Origin of the sequence: Phormidium sp. CCY1219, from assembly GCF_035615515.1 — a bacterium.
Taxonomy (GTDB): domain Bacteria; phylum Cyanobacteriota; class Cyanobacteriia; order Cyanobacteriales; family Laspinemataceae; genus CCY1219.
Genome location: NZ_JAJENT010000658.1, coordinates 1 through 19099, shown reverse-complemented (window position 1 = coordinate 19099; position 19099 = coordinate 1). Strand labels below are relative to the sequence as shown.

Below are 19099 nucleotides of genomic sequence, written 5' to 3'. Positions count from 1 at the left end.
GTTTTCCGTGTGAATTGCATCCCCCTGCCCCGTGGCTGTTGCCCGTTTCAGAATTGAGAGTTAAGAATTGAGAATTGAGAATTGAGAACTAAGAATTGAGAATTGAGAAGGAGTGGAGACTCTCGGCATTTGAGAAAACTGCTCGTTTTTCCCCCGGAGGCGATCGCGCAGTGCCGGGAATCCTTTACAAAACTTATTAATTCACCACACTTATTAACCGGGATAAAATTTTGTTAAAATTCGCGAAATAGGCACCCTAGCAAAGTGTTTCAGTTTTAAGATATAAAGGAACCTGAAAGAAAGCCGAGTTAGAGGAGAATCGATTAAGTTCATCCGCCAAGGGTTAGAGTTCAAGGGGATATTATACCACAAATCCTAACCCCGGAGAAAAACTTTCATTTTTTTTAATGTTTGAACTCAAGGGAGTGAGTTATGACCGAAAGAGTACCGTCGGGCGTGCGGAACGTCGCCATTGTAGGACCCTATTTAAGTGGAAAAACCACCTTGCTAGAAAGCTTGCTGTTTGTCACGGGTACGATTACCCGCAAAGGCAGCATTAAAGAAGGCAACACCGTCAGCGACAGTTCTGCAGAAGCCCGCGATCGCCAGATGAGCGTCGAAGTATCCGCCGCCACCACCCGGTACGAGGATATTCGCTTCACCTTCCTCGACTGCCCCGGATCGGTAGAATTCATCCAAGAGACCTACAGCGCCTTAATCGGTGCCGGTGCCGCCGTGGTGGTTTGCGAACCGGAAGTCAACCGGGTGCTGACCCTAGCGCCCTTGTTTAAATTCCTCGATGACTGGGAAATCCCGCATTTGGTCTTCATCAACAAAATGGATCGCTCGAAAAACAGCTTCATGGAGGTGCTTAACGCCTTAAAGACCGTTTCTAGCCGTCCGTTGGTGCCCCATCAATATCCCATTCGCCAAGGGGAAGAGCCGATCGGCTTTATCGATTTAGTCAGCGAGCAAGCCTTTCACTATCATCCCGGTGCCCCGGCGGATCCGGTTCCCATGCCAGAGGAGCTCAAAGACGCCGAACAGGCGGCGCGTCAGGAAATGCTCGAAGAGCTAGCCAATTTTGACGATCGCCTGTTAGAAGAACTGCTCGAAGATATCGACCCCCCGCAAGAAGAAATCGTCGCCGATCTGAAAATGGAATTGAGTGCCGATTTAATCGTCCCGGTGTTTATGGGAATTGCCGAACAGGACTATGGGGTGCGCCACTTACTCGATGCGTTGGTGCGCGAAGCCCCCGCACCCAGCGCCACCGTGGAACGGCGCGGGTTGAAACTGCCGGCTAACGATCCAGTGGCGCAGGTCATCAAAACCTATTACACCCCCCAAGGGGGAAAACTCTCCTTGGTGCGAGTGTGGCAAGGGGAAATCACCGACAGCATGAGCCTGAATGGGGTGCGCGTTGGCGGGATGTACCGGATGATGGGACAGCAGACCGAAAGCGTGCAACGTGCGGGTGCGGGAGAGTTAGTGGCACTCAGCCGCATGGAAGGAATTTTCACCGGCGACACCTTAACTCGCGACAACGGCAAGCCAAAGATTGAATTACCCAAAGTCGAACCCATTCCTGCCGTTTTCTCCCTTGCCATTACGCCAGAAAAGCGCAGCGACGAAGTGAAAATCAGTGCGGCGATGAGCAAGTTGCTCGAAGAAGACCCGGCATTGAGCTGGGCACAACATGGAGACACCCACGAAATCATTCTCTGGGGTCAGGGGGAAATTCACCTAAAAGTGGGGTTGGATCGGCTGCGCCGCAAGTATAACTTGCCGATGAAGACCCATGTGCCGCACATTCCGTATAAAGAAACCATTCGCAAAACTACAGCTCGCGTACACGGACGCTACAAGCACCAAAGCGGCGGACACGGGCAGTTTGGGGATGTTTACTTGGATATTCAGCCCCTCCCGCGCGGTGAAGGCTTTAACTTCAGCGAGAAAATTGTCGGCGGTGTGGTGCCGAAGCAGTATATTCCCGGGGTGGAAACCGGCGTGCGCGAGTACCTGGAACAAGGCCCGTTGGGTTTCCCGGTGGTGGATGTGGCGGTGACTCTGGTGGATGGATCGCACCACTCGGTGGATAGTTCCGAACAAGCGTTCAAGCAAGCGGCACGTTTGGCGATGCAGGAGGGCATGACTCAGTGCCAACCGGCGTTACTCGAACCGATCGCCTCGGTGGAAATTTCTGCACCCAGCGATTTTACCTCGAATATGATGCAGTTGATCAGCGGTCGTCGCGGCCAGATTTTGGGCTACGAACCGATGTCCGACTGGAAAGGATGGGACCGACTTTCGGCTTATATCCCGCAGTCGGAAATGCAGGATTTAATTGTGGAATTGCGATCGCTCACAATGGGCGTCGGGTTCTTTAACTGGGAATTCGACCACCTGCAGGAAGTGCCGGATAAACTGGCCGAGCGCGTGTTGGCCATGTATGCTGAGGAAAATGGCAACGGCAAGTAAGCGCTGGCGGCGTGAGGAGTGCCACGGGGGAAGGCTTTTCCCCAAGTAGAGACCTGAGATGGGTCTCTACTGCGACGCCGGCGATCGCCGGCGTCGGATTATTGCTTATCTTGGCTGGCGAAAATGCCGCTGAATAACATGACCAGTCCGCCCAGGGCGATCGCGATCGCTAATCCCCCCATAATCGCATCTAATGGGCCGATATTCTCCATTTTTTAATCCTCCAGGGGATCGCAACGAATTTCTATGATAAATCCATCTGGATCGTAAATGTAAATTCCTCGCCCGGTGGGACGAGTCACCGGCCCTTGGGCGATGGGCACTTGATGGTGATGGAGGGCGTCTACCGCGCGATCGAATAATTGCGCCTCGATATCAAATGCCAGATGATTGGCGCGAGTAAAGGCCCGTTGCGGATCGGGATCTGGCGGCGATAAGTCCGGTTCGGAAAATAAGTCGATGACGGTATTATCTGGAGTGACAAAGTTGGCGACTTTTCCCGCCGCCACTAATTCGCGCAAGGTGCTGGGCACTTCCTCGCCGGTGAGTTCGTGCAAGCCGAGGATATTACCATAAAAATGACGCGATGCGTTCAAATTTTTGACGTTAAAGGCGATATGGTGAACGCGCCGCAAGCTGCCCGGATCGATGGCAAAGGTTTGAGGTTTGATGTTGGGAAGCATGAGAAGCAGTGGGTTGGCTGATGGACCGCGAGGGGAAAACAAATGGGCGATCGCCTGGGTTTTAGGGGAGCATCGCCCTGCTGTTTTTACTCGGTGCTGATTATAACCCGACCTTGCCCCGGGCGGCAAAAGCGATCGGGGGTTGGATTGTATCTTGCGACGATCCCCGTTTTTTTGCCACTCTGGGAGGATGTCACGAGAACCCTGATGTGATACCCTGTTTTAGTTTGCCGAATGCACCCGGTTTTTTCTCCTTTCCTTCCCTCTCGGGTTGCACCGCAGATGGGGCGATCGCCTCCCCAGGTTGCGATCCAGACCGCCTTACTGTTCTGGGATCGCCTGGTTTTAACCTCTACAGCCAATGCTTAACTTAACATTAAGAATCGCAAACTGTATCTGAGATAACAGCGACTCGGAAAATGTTCGGCTAACATAAAGACCTGTTTGCTGGCAGAATTTGTAAATGGTGCGGGTTGTCGGCTGTGGAACGAGTTGAGTCGTGGTGAAGTGACCCGCGATTCAACCCAAAGGCAGGGATTTCGCACGCGAGGTACGCCAAAAGAAGGAGGAGTTCGAACAGATGGTAGTTAGGAGTCAAATACAGGGTAGGCGATCGCCGGGGATCGAACCCCCAACTCCATATGCCTGGAAAATGGCCTCCACCGTCTCTCTCACACGCAGCTCGTTCCCTACCCAACCCGCGTACATGTCATCCCCCTATGGAGTGAAAAATCAGGAGTTTACAATGAGTTTAAAAAAAAGGAGAAATTCTGTGGGTACAAGGTGAAGACAGGAGGGAAAATGGACGCGCGCTGGCTTCATTCTCAATGGTCTTTGGCATGGGAATCCAATTTTAAGAAAAGAAACACTTATTTACTTATAATAAAAACTAATCACTATCCCAAGCAAATCCTATCTTTGCCTTGACTTTACCAGCAGGAAGCAAGATGCTTTCAGAACGTTTCGATTGTCATCTAGGTGGAGACAAAGAAGCCCTGAAAGAGATAACCTGTTGAGGGGTCGGGAGTGGGAAGAAATAAGGATGAATATTTGTAAATTAAGCACCATCAAAATGGCGAAGCCAGGGTGCAAAACCTGGAACCAACAGGGGGAAAATTTATCCCCTCACGCCGGAAAACTCTCCAGGGGCTATGCAATTGGAAGAACTCGCGCCTCGGTTTTCCCAGAGGGGAAGTACCGAATTGTCGAATTGCCGATTTTCTTTATTATTTTTTTAGGATTAGGGGTAAAGAGTGGGGAATTTCAGTCAGAATAGCCCGGATTAGACCGGATTTATAGCTGCATCGGGGAATCCCGGGGTATCCGCCACAAACTGGAAAATTAAGTAAAGCTAAAGGTGGTTGAAATTTGGAGAAAAAGTTGATAAAGTAACCAGTGTCGAATCAAAGAAGCAGGAACAGGAGGATTTGTCAGAGAAAGTTGAAAAATAAACATTTTGTTAAGCAGGAAAAGAAAAAAATTGAGTTATGATACGATAGAGAAAGAAACGAAAGACTTGTTGAAGAGAAAAGACATTTGTCTTAAAGTTGTTAAAACGAGCATCAGTTAACGGGAGACGAATTCTATGGTTTCTACAGCGCCAGAACAACAATCCAAAGGTTCCAAGGAAACAGCATTAGTGCTGACCTTTGAAGAAGTCGGGTTAGCCGACCTCGCCTTAGTGGGAGGGAAAAACTCCTCCTTGGGTGAGATGATCCAACAGCTCGCGTCCAAAGGCGTCAACGTACCCACCGGTTTTGCCACCACCGCCTATGCCTATCGATATTTCATTGAAAAAGCCGGGTTGGAAGACAAGCTGCGGAAGTTGTTCTCCGACTTAGATCTCAACGATTTGAACAACCTGCGGGAACGGGGAAAGCAAGCCCGGGCAATGGTGATGAACACGCCGTTCCCGAAAGAACTCGACGATGCGATCGCCGAAGCGTATTTGAAGTTGTGCGAAAAATATGGCAGCAACACCGAATTTTGCAAGCGGTTCGGGCCAGAGTACCAAGAAATGTGCGAGCGCTTCAGCACCGACCTTGACGTAGCCGTGCGTTCCAGCGCCACCGCCGAAGACTTACCGGATGCCAGCTTCGCCGGACAGCAAGAAACCTACCTGAACGTGCAAGGCGTGAAAGGGGTACTCGAAGCGTGCCACAAGTGCTTCGCCTCCTTATTTACCGATCGCGCGATTTCCTACCGACACCAATACGCTGAAAAACGCGAAGACTTCGACGAATTCAGCGTTGCCCTTTCCGTCGGCGTGCAAAAAATGGTGCGTTCCGACTTAGCAACCTCCGGGGTCATGTTCTCCATCGACACCGAAACGGGCTTTAAGAACGCCGCCTTAATCACCGCCGCCTACGGGTTAGGGGAAAACGTGGTACAAGGTGCCGTCAACCCCGACGAATACTTCGTCTTCAAGCCCACCTTAAAAGAAGGCAAGCGTCCGATTCTGGAAAAACGCTTGGGCAGTAAAGAAATCAAGATGGTGTATGACGTGGGCGGTTCCAAGCTCACCAAGAACGTCCCGGTTCCCGAACCCCAACGCAATCAATATTGCATCACCGATGATGAAATTTTGACCTTGGGTAAATGGGCCTGCATCATCGAAGACCACTATAGCGCCGCCCGGGGCAAAGAAACCCCGATGGACATCGAGTGGGCGAAAGACGGGATTACCGGCGACTTATTCATCGTGCAAGCGCGTCCGGAAACCGTGCAATCGCAAAAAGCCGGCAACGTCATCCGCAACTTTAAACTCAAAGGCACCGGCGATGTGGTTTCCCGGGGTCGCGCCGTGGGCGAAATGATCGGCCAAGGTAAAGCGCGCGTCATCCTCGACGTCCACAAGATCGACGAATTTAAAGAAGGTGAAGTGCTGGTCACCAACAAGACGGACCCCGACTGGGAGCCGATTATGAAGAAATCCAGCGCGATCGTCACCAACCAAGGTGGACGGACTTGCCACGCCGCGATTATCGCCCGGGAAATGGGTATTCCGGCGATCGTCGGTTGCGGAACTGCCACCAGCGACGTCAAGACTGGAGAAGAAATCACGGTTTCGTGTTCCGAAGGGGAAGAAGGGAAAGTCTACAAAGGCATGATTCCCTTTGAAGTCGAAGAAACCCAAATCGACAACTTACCGCGCACCAAGACCAAAATCTTGATGAACGTGGGCAACCCGGAAGAAGCCTTCGGTCTGTCCTCCATTCCTTGCGATGGTATTGGTTTGGCTCGTTTCGAGTTCATCATTGCCAACCACATCAAAGCTCACCCCTTGGCATTGATTCACTTTGACAAACTCGAAGATGAATCCGTCAAGAAAGAGATTGCCAAACTCACGGCATTGTATCCCGACAACAAACCGGAATTCTTCGTAGACAAACTGGCACATGGTATCGGCACGATCGCCGCCGCCTTCTATCCGAATCCGGTTGTCGTCCGCATGTCCGACTTCAAGAGCAACGAATATGCGAACCTGTTAGGCGGTAAGCAATTCGAGCCGAAAGAAGAAAACCCGATGATCGGCTGGCGCGGTGCCTCCCGTTACTACGACCCGAACTACGCCGAAGCCTACGGGTTGGAATGTAAAGCCCTGAAACGGGTTCGCGATGAAATGGGTCTGACGAACGTGATTCCGATGATTCCCTTCTGCCGCACCCCGGCTGAAGGTCGCAAAGTGCTAGAGACGATGGAAAAATTCGGTCTCAAGCGCGGCGAAAACGGCCTGCAAGTGTACGTGATGTGCGAAATCCCCAGCAACGTCATTCTGGCGGATCAGTACAGCGAAATCTTCGACGGCTTCTCCATCGGTTCCAACGACCTGACTCAGCTCACCTTGGGTCTCGATCGCGACTCCTCCTTGGTGGCACATATCTTTGACGAACGCAACAAAGCGGTTAAAGATATGGTTCAAATGGTCATCGAAAAAGCCAAGAAGAACAATCGCAAGATCGGTATCTGCGGTCAAGCACCGTCCGACTATCCCGAATTCGCCCGCTTCTTGGTGGAACTGGGTATCGACTCCATCAGCTTGAACCCCGACTCCGTGATGAAGACCCTGCTCGACATTGCCAAGTTGGAAGAATCGCTGAAGAAGTAATTCCTCTGTGTAGTCGGGAGACCTAACTCTCCCGCTACGCCAAAATAGTCCGCTGCGGCGGGCTATTTTTTTTGGGTTTGGTCAGGGTTGGTGCGCGACCCCCGAGGTGGATGGGATGATGTTCCCACGAATTGCAGGGCGGGGGTCACTCACCCTACGGTTGACAAAAAAAGCGCTCGCGTTATCCAATCCGCCAAAGTATAAGAAAATTTTATCGCAAAACTCGTCAAAATTTCTCGATTTTGTGGTATTCTAAACATAATGGAAAAGGTGCGGCCATATATAGGCTAAATTGGTATTTTTTCAGTTTGAGTTGCTTTTTAACCGATGATTGTTGCACCAGGGTGAATTCACACATTTACCCCCAACCTAGGGAATCCCGGCTGACTGGAAAATCTGCGCCGGTGTGATTTGCAATTCTACCAATAACGAATCGGTTATTACTTCATCGCCGCCTTTCGTTTGTGGGGGGCGATCGGGATAGAAAATGGTCGCGGTTTTCGCTTTCGCATCGATAACCCAGACGCGAGAAACCCCCGCATTTAAGTAATCTACCGCTTTGGCGCTGATTTCGCCAAAGGTTTGGTCGCAAGAAATAATTTCGATCGCCAATTCTGGGGGGACGGGACAAGGTTCATCCAGGATCCGATCGCGGCACAGGCGATCGTGCGAAACGTAAAGCCAATTAAACAATAGTACATCATCGGGATATGGCAGGAGATAAAGGGTCTTCGTCGCTCCCGAGGAACGATTTAGGTATTATAACAGGATTGGGTGTGCGCGATACCGAGGAAATCGCCCCCTTAAGAAAATTGTAACCTTCAGGGGGCGAGGGAGGGTAAACACTCACTTGGGCAATGCGATCGCTCATTGCTGAGGATTACACCTGGAGTATTTTATGAGTTTCCGCGACTTTCTCCTCGGACTCTTCAAAGTATAGACGCTCCTCCAATTCAAACTCGCTGATTCCTAAGATTTCAGCAGCCGATCCCAGGGAAAGCTTTTCTGATGCAACTGCACGATAAGTAAGTTCGATAAAAATGCGTGGCAAACGGTCTTCTATCGTCATAAATGGCCGATCCGATTCATTCGGTTTAGGGGAATAGCCGAGCATTTGGGCTAACACTTCCGGCTGCACTTTATTCCACCGTTCCGGAGAGCCGGTTAAGCAGGATTCTTCCTTCAATCGATAAAGCATCGTTTCATAGCTTACGCCAAAATAACGCGCCAGATGGATTGCATCTGCCGGATTGGCAACTGCCTTGATTTGATGAGCTTGCAAACGCTCGATTAACGCCTCAGAAGGAATGAGGAAATAGGCGGCAAAGCGGTTAGCAAATGTCTCCAGAGAACGGGTATCGTTTTGGCGGCAAAAAATAGCGGGCCAGTGGTTTTGGTAGAGACTATGAGCGAATAAATGCCCTAAGGTCAAGTGTCGATCGCTCCTGGATAATTCTTCATTCAAAACTGCAATATATCCCAGGTTTGGGTGAAGGAAAAACAGTCCACGAATCGCGTTTGCTTCTTGACCAAAGGGAAGCATAAAAATATGGTAAGTCCGGCTTTCCAAGAAACCTCGCAAATCCAACAGGGGTGCTATTCCCAAATGGTAATGAGATCGCGCCTTTTGGGCAGAAGCGATCGCCGTCTGCGCTTCAGCCAAGCGATCGTCGGGAACCGGAGGAAACGGTGAGTGAGGAATACCCGGAAACGGAATTTCCATCCGCATGTATAATTCTTCTAGAGCCGACACCTTTTCCATCAGCCGTCCAATTCCCGCCTTACTGGAAGGAGAAATATTCTGTGAATCGAGACGCAAGGCATCTTCCCAGTCTCGCGAGGGAATTTCCGCCTCGAATATATAGCGAATCGGAACTCCGTACAGTCGTGCCAAACGCTCTACAGTCAAAGCGTCCACTCGGCGCTTACCGCTCTCGTACTGGTTGAGAGCAGATGGCGTGACATCAATCAGTTGAGCCGCCTCGGTTTGAGTCATTTGCGATCGGTCGCGCGCCAGCCGCAATTGCTGACCTAACTTTTCGTAATTCATCATTTTAATTTAATGGTATCGTTTCGCCAGATGCCAGAGTGTATCACCGATTACCCCGGATCCAGCCAAAGAGGGTCTGCCTCGGTGGATCCTTCGGTGGGGGATAGATCTGCCTCTGTGAGCTTCAAAATTCTGCCCTAGGAATGACAGACATCATACTTCAGGCGAGAGGGGGATTGACCGAATCTGCGATCGCGGGCGATCGAAGGTTCGGAAACAGCCATCGGCTATGGGATCTGGGCAAATGGTTTCATTTCCAGCCTCCCAACGTTTTACAGACCTCTACCAATGATTATAACGCTGTGTTAAACTAATGGCTATATAAAATTGCATTTTAACAATGTTTTTGAAATTTTCCATGAACAATCTAATCATAGATACAGTTGTTCTACGGGTCATGAGCTTCGCTCATCCGCAAGGAATAAACATCCTCCTAGAAGCGCTCGATGTTTCCTCTGCGAGGTTCCCCGCCAAAGTCTACAACCGAGACGACGAGAGTATCCCCTCGAAAACAATGATGAGGGGTTAAGTGAATTCGCGCGGGGTCTGCGCTACGCCAAGCGCCAGACTCTAGCTCAGTCTAAGCGTTATCAAACCCTCTTGGAAAATGCAAGGCAATTAGAGGAACACTTCGATCGCGGTACTCTGGTTGTGGATCGATTAACTGTAGAAGAACTCGATCGGCGAGAGATACTTCGTCAAAGATATCCCATCGATGCGATGTCGGGGAAGCGGCTTGTTTGGTGTTGATACAGCGTTACCCAAACGATGCCGTTTTTATATCTTTCGACGATCGGGCTTGCGAGGTGGCTTGCGATCTCGGTATTTCTTATCTGACGCGCGGCGATTTTTTTGAGGCGTGGATCGATCGCTGTGAGCCGATAGTGGCGGAATTTGATGCTTTAGTTCAGGGGATGAAAAATGCGAGACATCAATTGAACTCATCGGAGTTGGAACGATTACGAAGCCGACTTCATCCATAATAACGGGAAGCTGGGAGTCCAACCCCCAGGGTTTTTTCCTCGCACTTCGCCTTTCGCTGATGGAGATAACAGTTTTCCGCTGCTTCCCCTAACAAGAGCGCGATCGCCTTATCTACGCCATTCATTTTTAGCATAAAATTGAAACCAACCCTCACCCTGTAGGCTGCAAAAAACCACCCACTGACTCACTCGCATGGGGAACTCCGCCCACCAGATCGGGGGGTCAAGCCGCGCGATCGTTCTGGTCGGATTTTTCATCATAACTCATTCCCCTGTGGCATCGCCCTCCCTCTTGAGAAGGGTGCGAAATCAGTGGAAAAAGACTATCCTAACGGGCAGAAGTCATAGACGGAAAGAAAAGGTAATGTTCGAACATTTATTTACCCCTTTAGGGGACGCTGGTGCAGAAGGGATGAGCAATCGTCGTCCCGTTAAGGGAGTGATTATTGGTGCGGGTCAAGTGGGGATGGCTTGCGCCTATTCCCTGCTGATTCAAAATACCTTAGACGAGATGCTGTTGGTGGATATCAACCAAGAAAAGTTGAAAGGGGAAGTAATGGATTTACTCCACGGGCTGCCCTTTGTGTCGCCCACCCAAGTGAGAGCGGGAAGCATAGAAGAAAGTCAGGATCCGGATGTGGTGGTGATTACCGCCGGGGCAAAGCAAAAACCGGGGGAAACGCGGTTAGATTTGGTGCATCGCAATGTGGAGATTTTCAAAAGCTTGATTCCAGATGTGGTGAAATATTGTCCCAATGCAATTTTACTCTTAGTGACGAATCCGGTGGATATTATGACCTATGTCACCTTGAAATTATCGGGCTTTTCCAGCAATCGGGTTATCGGATCGGGGACGGTGCTGGATACGGCACGCTTCCGGTATTTATTGGCGGATAAGTTACAAATCGACCCGCGCAGTCTGCATGCTTATATTCTTGGGGAACATGGGGACAGCGAGGTGCCGGTGTGGAGCAAGGTGAATATTTCCGGGATGAATTTGTGCGGGGAAGCGGGAATCGATGATTGTTCTACGGAGAATGCCAATCTGCTGCAGGATATTTTTTCCCAGGTGAAAAATGCGGCATATGAAGTGATTCAGCGCAAGGGGGCGACCTCTTACGCGATCGGGTTGGGAGTGACGCAGATTTTACAGGCGATGTTACGCAATCAAAACCGGATTTTGACGGTGAGTTCTCTGATTAATGGCATTCACGGGATTAATGATGTGTGCCTGAGTTTACCTGCGGTGGTAAATCGCCAGGGAGTGACGCGCATCGTAAATCTCACTATGACGCCGAAAGAGAAAGAACTGCTGCAAAAATCGGGGGCGGTGATGCGGGAAACTATCGATACGCTGAATCTGTAATTGCCATTTTTTGAATGAGCGATCGCAATTCTCTCGGTACAAAAATCGCTCGCAGTCAGGACACGGCAGTGCCGTGTTCCGATATTATATCATAGTTACCGGGATAAATGGCACAAAATTTAGTCTGCGTAGGCAGACTATAGCGCTGTTGTCCCGGGCCACACGAATGCCTGTGCCTCGGCGCGATTTCAATCCCCCGCTTCTTCGATTCCGGTGAGGAGGCGGAGCCTCCGGGGATAAGTTCCCTGGCTTTACCAGGGAACGAGATAAAATTTAGTCCGCGTAGGCGGACTTTGCCGGCCCAGGCGCGATTTCAATCGCCCGCCTCTAAATTCTTCAAAAGATACCCTCAGATTAAACAACAAAAAATCAGGGTTCGACGCTAACAATAAATCGGGGATTAAAGCGGCGATTTAATGATAAAATAGGCAAACAGCGGATAATAGATTATAGGTAACGGGTCACAGAGAGGGGGGTGAAAGACAGCCGAGGAATTTTTATCGACAAAGGGGGCAATTGAGGGGAGAAATTTACAAAAACTAAGGGCAAAAAATGCCGAAAAAAAAGGCGCGATCGCCGGTGCGTGCAGACAGACTCGTTATCCTAGTGGTTAAGATGAGAAAAACTGATGCGTTTCAACCCTTTGGAGACTTGCTGCGATGACCAACGCCACTCCTGCTTCCGCCCCGGCGAATCAGTTGCCGTTTGAATTTGCTCCGCAACCGACCCAGGATGCAGATTTACTCGCGCAACTGCCCTTTATCCCCGGATTAAAAGAACTGCTAGCCGTGCGGCAAGTTCATGCCTTAGAACATGCCACGGTGTGGGTACTGAGCGAAGACCCGAATACCTCCGAGGTGGGGGTTGCTGCAGCGCCGCGATCGCGCGATAACCAAGGCTTAGGCGGAATGTCCACCGATCGCGGATTTTACCTTTACGGCGAAGTAAACGCTGCCGATGTCCGACGTGCAGCGCATCGCGCCCTCGATCGCCTCACCCGAGGAGAATGGGACCTCGCCGTGCATCCGCGCTGCGGCACCAATCTCTCCGTCGGAATGCTACTCACCGCCTCTCTTGCCTTTGGGCTGACGATGGTGTTGCCCCGGGATCCCCTGTCCCAACTCTTGGGCATTGGCGTAGCTGCCACCACTGCCTCCCAACTTTCTCCCGACGTGGGAATCGTTGCCCAACGGTACGTGACCACCGCCATTCCCTTTAACCTAACCATTGAAAACATTTCCCCCATCCGGGACATGTGGGGTCGCCCCGGGCACTTCGTGGAAGTGCGCTGGCGGGAATAGTTAACAAAACTTAAAGATGAAAGGGTGCCAGACTCTCCCGAGAGAGTAGTACGCTGAAAAACAATTCTCCTTTAACTTGTTGTTGTTGCATTCATAAAAGGGAAAAGCACTCATGGTTCAACGTGGTTCTAAAGTCCGCATCTTGCGCAAAGAGTCCTACTGGTATCAAGACGTCGGCACCGTAGCCAGCGTAGACCAAAGCGGCATCATCTACCCGGTGATCGTCCGCTTTGAGAAAGTCAACTACGCCGGCGTCAACACCAACAACTTCGGCGAAGATGAAGTAGTCGAAGTGGAAGCACCGAAAGGCAAGAAGAAAACTGCTGCCACGGGCGGTGGGAAGCAAACCACCACAGCGGCGGGGGCGCGCAAAACCGGCGCTGGTGCCCCACGTGGCAAAGGTGGCGGGGCGAAGGAAACCGCCGAACCCGAAACCGGGTTGGGTAGCACCAACGTCGAGGGCGATCCCAATCAGGGAACTGACGCCCGCTAACTGGTGCCGGAACTGCCAGAAGTCGAAACAGTACGCCGAGGTTTAACCGAATTAACCCTCGGCGAAACCATACGGGGGGGAGATGTGTTGCGATCGCGAACCATTGCCCACCCGGTTTCTGCTGTGGATTTTTTGGCAGCACTGGAAGGTTGCGCGATCGCTTTCTGGCACCGACGCGGAAAGTATTTGCTCGCCCAACTGCACCGACCCTCTGCCAACTCCTCCCACACACCGGGGGGTTGGCTGGGGGTTCACCTGCGGATGAGCGGCCAACTGCTGTGGCTCCATCCCCAGGAGGCCCTGCAAAAACACACCCGAGTCCGCATTTTCTGCACCGGCGATCGCGAATTGCGCTTCGTAGACCAGCGCACCTTCGGCAAAATGTGGTGGGTTCCGCCCCATACGGCCCCAGAAACCATCATCACCGGCCTAGCAAAACTCGGCCCGGAACCCCTTTCCCCAGACTTTTCCCCAGACACCCTGCGCCACGCCCTGCACCATCGGCGCAGACCCATCAAAACCGCCCTGTTGGATCAATCCATCATTGCCGGGTTGGGCAATATCTACGCCGATGAAGCGTTATTTCTCAGCGGTATTGCGCCCACCCAACTGTGCAGCGACCTGACCCCCACCGACATCGATCGCCTGCACCACAGCATTATCCAAGTCTTGCAAGAAGCGATCGCCGCCGGCGGTACCACCTTCAGCAACTTTCTCAACCTCCTCGGCGTGAACGGTAACTATGCCGGCGTCGCCTGGGTTTATAACCGCACCGGCCAACCTTGTCGCCGCTGTAGCACCCCCATCCAACGCCTGAAACTCGCCGGACGTTCCACCCATTTTTGTCCCCACTGTCAGCCCCAGGGGTGAATGGAGAATCCAGCGCCCGGGAGGCCAAACCGCCCGCCAAAATGTAAAAAATTGTTACGGAATATATCCGAAAGTTAAGAAACCGCCGATCGCCCTCATGCAACCTGCCCCAATTATGAGTGGCATAGACCAAACCCGATAGGCAAAAAAGCGCCCGGGCGAAGCGAGAGCGCCATCGGGCATTAAAATAGTCCCCAGAAACATTTCTAAACATTACCCAGACAATTATGGCCGTCAAAAGAGGAACTAAGGTTCGCGCCGTGCGCGAAAAGTTAGAAAATAGTCTAGAAGCCAAAGCCAGCGATTCGCGTTTTTCGCCCTATATCTTTGAAACCAAAGGCGAAGTCCTAGAAACCAAAGGGGATTATGCCCTAGTGAAATTCGGCCAAGTCCCCACCCCGAACATTTGGCTGCGGATCGACCAACTGGAAGAATTCAAATAAGCACTCCGCCAATCCCAAGGGAAATTATGACCTCTGCCCCCTTCCGTCCCCAGTTTTGCAAAAGTCCCCGCGTCTCGATTATTGGTGCGGGAAAAGTCGGCAGCACCCTAGCCCAGCGCGTCGCCGAGAAAAACCTCGCCGATGTGGTGATGCTGGACGTAGTGAAAGGAATGCCGCAAGGGCTAGCCCTAGACTTGATGGAAGCCAGGGGGGTAGAACGGCACGATCGCCGGATTGTGGGCACCAACGACTACGAGGATACCGCCGAATCCGACATCGTAGTAATTACGGCAGGGCGTCCGCGCAAACCCGGGATGAACCGGGATGACTTAATCGAAGTCAATGCCAAAATTGTTGGCGAAGCTGCCCAACAAGCGATCGCGCGATCGCCCGATGCCATCTTAATCGTCGTCACCAATCCCCTAGACGTGATGACCTATGTCGCCTGGGAAGCCACCGGGCTTCCCAGTCGCCGCGTCATCGGTATGGCCGGCATTTTAGACGCCGCCCGCTTTAAAACCTTCGTGGCGATGGAATTAGGGGTTTCCATCCAAGAAATCAACGCAATGGTACTCGGCGATCATGGCAACTTGATGGTGCCTTTAGCGCGCTACTGCACCGTTAGCGGCATTCCTCTAACGGAACTGATGGATCGCCCCACCATCGATCGCCTAGTGGAACGCACCCGCCACGGCGGCACGGAAATTGTCGAACTGATGCAAACCGGTAGCGCTTACTTTGCTCCTGCCTCTTCGATTTGCCTGACCATCGAAGCCATATTACTCAACCAATCCCGCATCGTTCCTGCTGCTGCCTACCTCGAGGGTGAATATGGATTGAAAGATCTATTTCTCGGCGTTCCCTGCCTGTTGGGATGTGGTGGAATCGAAAAAATTATCGAACTCGACCTCACCGATGAAGAACGCCAAGCCTTTCTCGCTTCCGGTAAATTAGTTTGCGAACACCTAGAACAAGCCAAAGCAATTCTGGGTAAAAGTTCCTAGAGCATCGGGATTAAGAATTGAGAATTTGGCTCGATTTTCGCGCCTTGTCTTTTCCCGCGCGAGTGCCAACGGGCAGGAACTCTGGTAGCGAATAGGTCTTCGCCGTTACGTCAGGTTTCGGAAAAAAAGAGGCACACTTTAATTAGAACCCGAAGATGGCTTCGACCCGCCAACACCAGCACTTTGCTATGCCCAGTCGTTCGATTTCTTCCATCAAAGCACTCAATGCGGCGATCGCCACGGACAATCCGTTTCCCCTCTCGGCGCGCGTCAGCGATCGAGAAATCTGGGGATCGCAGCTACCCAATCTATCCAGCTTAAACGATTGTGCCACTCGCGTGGTCCTGCAAGCCCTGCAGCAAGCGCGCCAGGGGCAATCTCCCCTCAATTCGATCGCCGTACTCGGCAACCCAGGCACCGGCAAAAGCCATCTGATCGCTCATCTGCGCCATCAGGTGCAACGAGATGCCCGGGCGTTGTTTGCCTACATCAATGCCGGTCAGTTTACCGACATCAATCTGCTGCGCTATCAGTTTTTGCAACGAGTGGTAGAGAGTTTGCGCCATACCGGGAGTGGCGGCGTCATGCAGTGGCAGTGCTTAGCCGCCGCGATCGCCTCTACAGCGCTGCGATCGCTCCATTGCGACCCCCGCATCCTTTCTCCCTCGGAACTTTCCGCCAAACTCAATGCCAATTCCCTGGCCAAAAATCAAGCCTGGGTCGATCGCCTTACCAATGCCCAATTCCTCCTCAAACCCAACTTCGGCGATCCGGATTTAGTGCGGGCGATTATTTGGACCTTGTGCAACGCCCAAGCTCCCTATAGCATAAAATGGCTTTCCGGTCAAGAAATTGGCCAAGCCAAAGCCGAGGAGTTGGGATTGCCCAATCCCCCCCGGGAGCATCGGGATGCGGATGCCTGGGAGAATCTGGTGCATCTGTTCGAGATAATTAGCGCCTATTACCCCTTGATGATTTGTTTTGACCAGGTGGAGGCGAGAGATAAAAGCGAGACGGGGTTGAAACGGGAACGAGTGGTGGCGAGTTTGATTAAGCGGATTTGGGATACGGTTCCGAGGGCGCGCCTCGATCGCGGGATTGTCATCCTGAATGTGATGACAGAAGAAACCTGGAAAACCAGGGTAGAACCCCTTCCCCAAGGAATTTCGGCATATCTGTGCAAGCACAAAGAACCGATGCAGTTACGGGCGATCGCCGGGGAAAATGTAGTAGAGTTGGTGAGGCAGTGGTTGCAAGGGTATTATCGTCGTCACAATTTAACTCCGCCGACGCCGATTTATCCCTTTGACGCCGGTCAACTGGAAGCCCTGGCGCGCGAAAAGCTGACCCTGCGCGAGGCCCTGGAATGGTGCGCGGAAAATTTCCGCCCGGTGGAAGATGACCCCTTCGAACAGGTGGAAACTGCCTGGGTTTCAGCGATCGCAGCGGTGGAGAATCCAGAGATTTTTGCCGATAACGCCCGGATTGGCGATGCGCTTTACTTCGCGTTTTACAGCGCGGTGGGAGAGGAAATTGGCGAAGTGACGATTCACGACGTCAGCGATGAAATTCAGCGCCATTACCGCAATGGGGGGTATTTGAATTTTAGAGCGCTGGGATATGGCGCGGGCAAGGGAGTGGCGATCGCCGTGGCGGTGTTACAGGATAACCACGCCAAAAAGGTGGAGGCGGGGTTAAAACGGTTGGTGCAATACAATACGTTTGCCCTGACTTGCGGCTGTTTGATTCGCGATCGCGATCGTCCTATTCCTTCCCATTGGCAAGCTTATCGGTATTTGCAACAACTGATCGGCGATCGCGGCGGGAAATGGGTGGATTTGAATCGGGCGGATATCACACCGTTGCTAGCCCTGCGATGGATCCATCAGCATCGGGAGGAGTATGGAATTCAGGAAAACCAAATTTTGGAGTATATTCGCGATCGCCGTCTGGTGGTGGAAAATCGTTTGATGCAAGCGATCGTGCGCGATGCGGTCCCCAGTGGAGAACTTGACGAATTGTTTGTGGCGCAAATCGATGACCCCCTCTGTTTGGAGTCGTCGGAATTCGAGGGAGACGGTCCGGATTTAGCCCAGGTAGATGCGATCGCCGCCGAGGGTTCTCAAGAGTAACGAACTCGCCACAGGGGCGGTTCATTTTCTCCGCCCCGTGGGTCGATTTTGTACCGGAAATTTCATCGACTTATCCGCTTTTTGGCGGCAAAATGGGACGGGAAAACTTAAATCCGATCCACTTGTGCTAAAGTTCCGGATCGGATTGGGGTTGCAGGAGAAGCGAGGGTATTTTTGCCTAAATCCCTACAGGAAAACCGGCGTTTTTTTTCGGAAGAAAGTTAGGGGTTTTCACGGAGGAAAAAGTCGAGAGGGCTACGCTATCTTTGTAGCCTAAGAAACAAGCAAAACGGCGATCGCGTCTTGAGGAAAATAGAAGGCGACAGCTTCAGGGAATGAAGATGTCAGTCTTTTTTTTGAGGACAGATAAAAACCTGTCACAGATGCGAAATCAAGCGGGTGTGTCGGTCTTAGGCTGTAAATAAGAAAATTCGCACCTAGAATTTGGGTGCGGGACTGGTAATATTTTTCACTCGAAGGTAATGAATCATGTCTGTAGGTTGTATTATTTTCCTCGCGATTTCCCTGAGTGCCGGTTGCGTGTCTTGCGACACCCGCGAAGAAATTGCCGCCGTATTGGCGGGATCGATTTCGGCGGTTTGTATGGTGGTTAGCTTGGTGTTAGCCCCCTGGTTGGTGAAGCTGTTGGTGGTGTTTGCCATGTTGGTGGCGTCTAAGCGTCTCATCCCCGACGATCCTCATCATGTTGGTGGCTCATAATAATTGATTTTGCGTTTTGTAAATTTTCCTTTATAATCTGTTACAAGAAAGTCCAAAATCCGTAAGGTATCCCCTTGCTGGTAACGAAGAACAAGAAGAGGAAATGGTATGTCTCAAATATTTCCGGTTATTTTGTTTGCGATCGCCACGATCGCGATTGCTTACTTTCTAGAACTGTTTGGCGTGTTGTTGGGAGGGGTTTGGTCTATTATGGATGCTATCCCCGATTGGTCCTGGACCGTGGTTCTGTTGTTGATGGTGATTGCCACTTATCGCGCTTTACCCGAATAGGTTACCGAGAATCGGCGTAAAGCCCCCGGATTTATCCGTGGGGATATAAGCCGAGCGACTGACCCAGGGTTCCCCGCAATTATATTCGTTGGACATTATAAGGCTTTGTGCTGTATAATATCATAAGGAGGTGAAGAAAATGTTTGGATGCCAACAAATTTTAATGAATCCCAA

Annotated in this window: 15 protein-coding genes; 12 read left to right on the top strand and 3 right to left on the bottom strand. The window is 51.5% G+C overall.

The features are described from left to right. Window positions 1-432 precede the first annotated feature (432 nt). Complete coding sequence (locus tag LKK83_RS19000; RefSeq protein WP_324632854.1) at window positions 433-2481, top strand: elongation factor G; 2049 nt, start codon at window positions 433-435, stop codon at window positions 2479-2481. A gap of 215 nt (window positions 2482-2696) precedes the next feature. Here the strand turns inward: LKK83_RS19000 and LKK83_RS18995 are convergent, their stop codons facing one another. Continuing rightward, on the bottom strand, window positions 2697-3164 hold the full coding sequence (locus LKK83_RS18995) for a VOC family protein (protein ID WP_324632853.1): 468 nt from the start codon (window positions 3162-3164) through the stop codon (window positions 2697-2699). A gap of 1042 nt (window positions 3165-4206) precedes the next feature. Here LKK83_RS18995 and LKK83_RS18990 point away from each other — a divergent pair. After that, window positions 4207-4440, top strand: coding sequence for a hypothetical protein (locus LKK83_RS18990; RefSeq protein ID WP_324632852.1), 234 nt, complete (start codon window positions 4207-4209; stop codon window positions 4438-4440). A 309-nt stretch (window positions 4441-4749) separates the two neighbouring features. Beyond that, window positions 4750-7272, top strand: a complete 2523-nt coding sequence (gene ppsA / locus LKK83_RS18985; RefSeq protein ID WP_324632850.1) for a phosphoenolpyruvate synthase — start codon at window positions 4750-4752, stop codon at window positions 7270-7272. Between the two features lie 369 nt (window positions 7273-7641). Here ppsA and LKK83_RS18980 read toward each other — a convergent pair whose 3' ends face one another. Beyond that, a complete protein-coding gene (locus LKK83_RS18980) occupies window positions 7642-7965 on the bottom strand; it encodes a Uma2 family endonuclease (protein WP_324632849.1) in 324 nt (107 codons plus the stop codon). Between the two features lie 187 nt (window positions 7966-8152). Further along, a complete protein-coding gene (locus LKK83_RS18975) occupies window positions 8153-9325 on the bottom strand; it encodes a helix-turn-helix domain-containing protein (RefSeq protein ID WP_324632847.1) in 1173 nt (390 codons plus the stop codon). Window positions 9326-10669: 1344 nt separating this feature from the next. On the opposite strand from LKK83_RS18975, the gene LKK83_RS18970 reads away from it, so the two are divergent. The 9 genes from LKK83_RS18970 to LKK83_RS18930 all read left to right on the top strand — a co-directional run bounded on the left by LKK83_RS18970 (window position 10670) and on the right by LKK83_RS18930 (window position 18925). After that, window positions 10670-11671 carry an L-lactate dehydrogenase gene (locus LKK83_RS18970; RefSeq protein WP_324632845.1) on the top strand — a complete coding sequence of 334 codons (1002 nt, stop codon included), beginning with the start codon at window positions 10670-10672 and terminating at the stop codon, window positions 11669-11671. Window positions 11672-12330: 659 nt separating this feature from the next. Next, on the top strand, window positions 12331-12972 hold the full coding sequence (locus tag LKK83_RS18965) for a DUF6391 domain-containing protein (RefSeq protein WP_324632844.1): 642 nt from the start codon (window positions 12331-12333) through the stop codon (window positions 12970-12972). Window positions 12973-13084: 112 nt separating this feature from the next. Continuing rightward, the gene (locus LKK83_RS18960; protein WP_324632843.1) at window positions 13085-13465 is read left to right on the top strand and encodes a photosystem I reaction center subunit IV; all 381 of its coding nucleotides are present in this window, start codon (window positions 13085-13087) and stop codon (window positions 13463-13465) included. A gap of 3 nt (window positions 13466-13468) precedes the next feature. Further along, window positions 13469-14335 carry a DNA-formamidopyrimidine glycosylase gene (locus tag LKK83_RS18955; RefSeq protein ID WP_324632842.1) on the top strand — a complete coding sequence of 289 codons (867 nt, stop codon included), beginning with the start codon at window positions 13469-13471 and terminating at the stop codon, window positions 14333-14335. Between the two features lie 227 nt (window positions 14336-14562). After that, window positions 14563-14778 carry an NAD(P)H-quinone oxidoreductase subunit O gene (locus tag LKK83_RS18950; RefSeq protein ID WP_324632841.1) on the top strand — a complete coding sequence of 72 codons (216 nt, stop codon included), beginning with the start codon at window positions 14563-14565 and terminating at the stop codon, window positions 14776-14778. A 26-nt stretch (window positions 14779-14804) separates the two neighbouring features. Continuing rightward, entirely contained in the window at window positions 14805-15782 is a 978-nt protein-coding gene (mdh, locus tag LKK83_RS18945; protein WP_324632840.1) for a malate dehydrogenase, read from the top strand. Window positions 15783-15937: 155 nt separating this feature from the next. Then, complete coding sequence (locus LKK83_RS18940; RefSeq protein ID WP_324632839.1) at window positions 15938-17914, top strand: AAA family ATPase; 1977 nt, start codon at window positions 15938-15940, stop codon at window positions 17912-17914. Between the two features lie 489 nt (window positions 17915-18403). Further along, window positions 18404-18634 carry a hypothetical protein gene (locus LKK83_RS18935; protein WP_324632838.1) on the top strand — a complete coding sequence of 77 codons (231 nt, stop codon included), beginning with the start codon at window positions 18404-18406 and terminating at the stop codon, window positions 18632-18634. 108 nt (window positions 18635-18742) lie between these two features. After that, window positions 18743-18925, top strand: coding sequence for a hypothetical protein (locus LKK83_RS18930; protein WP_324632837.1), 183 nt, complete (start codon window positions 18743-18745; stop codon window positions 18923-18925). Window positions 18926-19099 lie beyond the last annotated feature (174 nt).